Raw genomic sequence first — 3,426 nt, forward strand, 5'->3', positions numbered from 1 at the left:
ACTGCGCACGGACACCAGGAGGGGATGCTCGGGGCGCTGGCTGCCGTGTCGGCGCTCAATCTCGGCATTCCGCTGGTCGCCGGAAACATCGTCACCGCCGACGGCGTGCACGACCTCGTCGATGCGGGGGCGTCGATCCTGAAGGTCGGTGTTGGCCCGGGGGCCATGTGCACCACGCGCATGATGACCGCGGTAGGGCGCCCGCAGTTCTCGGCCGGTCTCGAGACGGCACAGGCCGCGCACGAGCACGGCGCGCACGTCTGGGCCGACGGGGGAGTTCGCTACCCGCGCGACGTCGCACTCGCGCTCGCCGCGGGCGCGGCATCCGTCATGATCGGCTCGTGGTTCGCCGGCACGATCGAGGCGCCGGGGCAGTTGCAGTCCGATGCCGACGGCCGCATCTACAAGGAATCCTGGGGCATGGCGTCGACCAAGGCCGTCCAGGCTCGCTTCGAGCGGCTGTCGGCCTACGATCGGGCGCGGAAAGAGCTCTTCGCCGAGGGGATCTCGTCATCGCGGATCTACCTGGATCCGCAGCGGCCCGGCGTCGAAGACCTGCTCGACATGATCACCTCGGGCGTTCGCTCGTCGTTCACCTATGCGGGCGCGTCGTCGGTGCCGGAGTTCCACCGGCGCGCACTCGTCGGTCGCCAGTCGGCTGCAGGGTACGAAGAGGGAAAGGCACTGCCGGTCAGCTGGTAAATTCGGCCAGATTGTTCGGTAGAATAGTCAGCACGATGGACGACCCTCCCAGTAGTAGTATTTCGCCCCACTGCCCGCCCTTCCGATCTGAGGAGGGGAACGCCTGATGGACTACATCATGTTGGGAGTGGGGCTCCTGCTCACCGTGGGGACGGGGCTGTTCGTCGCCAGCGAGTTCGCGCTGGTCAACCTCGACCGTGCCGAGCTCGAAGCCAGGCAGGCCCGGGGTGAAACCCGCATCTCACTGACCATCAGCGCGCTCAAGCACACCTCGACGCATCTGTCGTCGGCGCAGCTGGGGATCACTCTGACGACGCTGCTCACCGGGTTCACGATGGAACCGGCGCTGTCGAACCTGCTTTCGCCGGCGTTCGTCTCGTGGGGAATCGCCGAGGGCGCGGTCGGACCGATCGCGACCGTCATCGCCATGCTCGTGGCGACCGTGCTGTCGATGATCTTCGGCGAGCTGGTGCCGAAGAACTTCGCGCTCGCGCTGCCGCTGGCCACCGCGAAGCTTGTGGTGCCGTTCCAGGTCGCGTTCACGACGATCTTCAAACCGGCCGTCGTGCTGCTCAACGAGAGCGCGAACGCGATGCTGCGCGCCGTCGGGATCGAGCCGAAAGAGGAGCTCTCGGGTGCGCGTACCGCTGAAGAGCTCTCCTCGCTCGTGCGTCGCTCGGCCAGCGCCGGCGTGCTCGAGGCAGACACGGCGACCCTGCTCGATCGCAGCCTCACGTTCGCGCGGTTGTCGGCCGATGACGTCATGACGCCGCGGCCGAGCATGCATGCGATCGCCGCCAGTGACTCGGCGGAGGACGTCATCCAGCTGGCCCGGCGCACCGGTCACAGCCGCTTCCCGGTCTACGATGACGATCTCGACGACATCACGGGGGTCGTGCACCTGAAGGCGGCGGTGTCTGTGCCGCGCGAACGCCGCGACGATGTTCCCGCCGGGGCGTTGGCGACCGAGCCGCTGCGCGTTCCCGAGACGCAGCACCTCGACGTGCTGATCTCAGAACTGCGCGCACGGGGGTATCAGATGGCCATCGTGGTCGACGAATACGGCGGAACAGCCGGCATCGTGACGCTGGAAGATCTCGTGGAAGAGATCGTCGGCGAGGTCTCTGACGAGCACGACCGCAGTCGTGCCGGCATCGTGCAGGGTCGCGATTCGATCACCTTCCCCGGCGAGCTGCGCCCCGACGAGCTCGAGAGCCGCGCCGGTGTGCGGGTGCCGGCGGGAGACGTCTACGACACGGTGGCCGGCTACATCATGAGCGTGCTCGAGCGCGTCCCCGCCATCGACGACGAGGTCAGCCTCGATTCCGGCGTCCTGAAGGTCGTTCGGATGGACGGACGCCGAGTCGATCGGGTGCGGTACACGCCCGTGCCGGTCGATGCTCCGACCGAGGAGGTGCTGTGATGAACGATTGGGCAGGCCTTGTCTGGCTCGTGGTGCTCCTCGTCGCGAACGCCTTCTTCGTCGGTGCCGAGTTCGCTGTCATCTCCGCACGGCGCTCGCAGATCGAACCGCGGGCGGATCAGGGCTCGCGCGCGGCGAAGACCGCGCTGTACGCCATGGAACACGCCACGCTCATGCTCGCGACCTCGCAGCTGGGCATCACGATCTGCTCGCTGCTGATCCTGAACGTCTCGGAACCGGCGATTCACCATCTGCTGGGGATCCCGATGCACGCGTTCGGCTGGGCCGACGCCGTGGTCGATCTGGTCGCATTCATCATCGCGCTGGTGCTCGTGTCGTACCTGCACGTGGTCTTCGGCGAGATGGTGCCGAAGAACCTCGCCTTCTCGGTTCCCGATCGCGCGGTCCTCATCCTCGCGCCGCCGCTGGTGTGGGTGTCGAAGGTGTTCATGCCGGTGATCTGGGTGCTCAACGCCGCCGCCAACGGCGTGCTGCGGCTGTTCCGTGTGGAGCCGAAGAACGAGGCGGCGTCGACCTTCACCCTGGGTGAGGTCGCCACGATCGTCGACCAGTCGCGTCGTGAGGGCGTGCTCGCCGACACCGCGGGTACCGTCGCCAAGGCCGTCGAGTTCAGCGACAAGAAGGCCGCGGACGTGGCCGTGACCCTGAGCGATCTGGTGACGCTGCCGCAGACGACCACGCCCGACGACATCGAGCGCGCCGTGGCCCGCTACGGGTTCTCGCGGTACGTCATCGTCGACGATGATGGCGAAGCTCTCGGCTACGTGCACCTGAAAGACATCCTGCGTGCCTCAGAGGGGGCGGATGCCGCGACCATGACGACCGTGGCCATTCCGTCCAAGCGCATCCACCACATGGTCCCTGTTCAGCAGGACACCGACTTGGAGGATGCTCTCGCTGTCATGCGCCGTGCCGGCCGGCACCTGGCGCGTGTGCGCGATCAGCGAGGCGAGACGACGGCTGTGCTGTTCTTGGAAGACATCCTGGAGGAGCTGGTCGGCGAGGTGCAGGACGCCACACGTCGCGTGCGCGGCCGCTAGAGCGAGGCTCGGGCCGTCAGCGCCAGCGGGCGCGAACGTACTGCGCGGGCCAGGCGACGGATGCTCCGAGCTCGTGCGCGGCGCGCAGACCGAAGTGGGGATCGCGAAGCCATTCGCGGCCGGCGAAGATCGCATCGGCCGCGCCCTCGTGCAGCACCTGTTCGGCCTGCGCAGCTGCCGTGATGAGGCCGACCGCGCTCACGGGGATACGCCCGCCGCGGCGCACGGCGCGCGCGAGGG

General features: G+C 67.7%; 4 protein-coding genes. 3 read left to right on the plus strand and 1 reads right to left on the minus strand.

The window, feature by feature from the left end:
* The 3 genes from Q1J95_RS15315 to Q1J95_RS15325 form a co-directional block, all read left to right on the plus strand.
* Nucleotides 1-702 (plus strand): IMP dehydrogenase (locus Q1J95_RS15315; protein ID WP_300269209.1); only part of this gene is annotated, 702 nt, incomplete at its 5' end.
* A 106-nt stretch (nt 703-808) separates the two neighbouring features.
* Nucleotides 809-2,125 (plus strand): hemolysin family protein, encoded by a 1,317-nt coding sequence (locus Q1J95_RS15320; protein ID WP_300269212.1) that lies wholly within the window; start codon nt 809-811, stop codon nt 2,123-2,125.
* Nucleotides 2,125-3,186 carry a hemolysin family protein gene (locus tag Q1J95_RS15325; protein WP_300269214.1) on the plus strand — a complete coding sequence of 354 codons (1,062 nt, stop codon included), beginning with the start codon at nt 2,125-2,127 and terminating at the stop codon, nt 3,184-3,186. Before Q1J95_RS15320 ends, Q1J95_RS15325 begins: the two co-directional genes overlap by 1 nt.
* Before the next feature lie 16 nt (nt 3,187-3,202).
* Here the strand turns inward: Q1J95_RS15325 and Q1J95_RS15330 are convergent.
* The coding region (locus Q1J95_RS15330; protein ID WP_300269216.1) for a tRNA-dihydrouridine synthase at nt 3,203-3,426 on the minus strand (224 nt) is incomplete at its 5' end.

It is taken from the genome of Microbacterium sp., assembly GCF_029263575.1.
Lineage (GTDB): Bacteria > Actinomycetota > Actinomycetes > Actinomycetales > Microbacteriaceae > Microbacterium.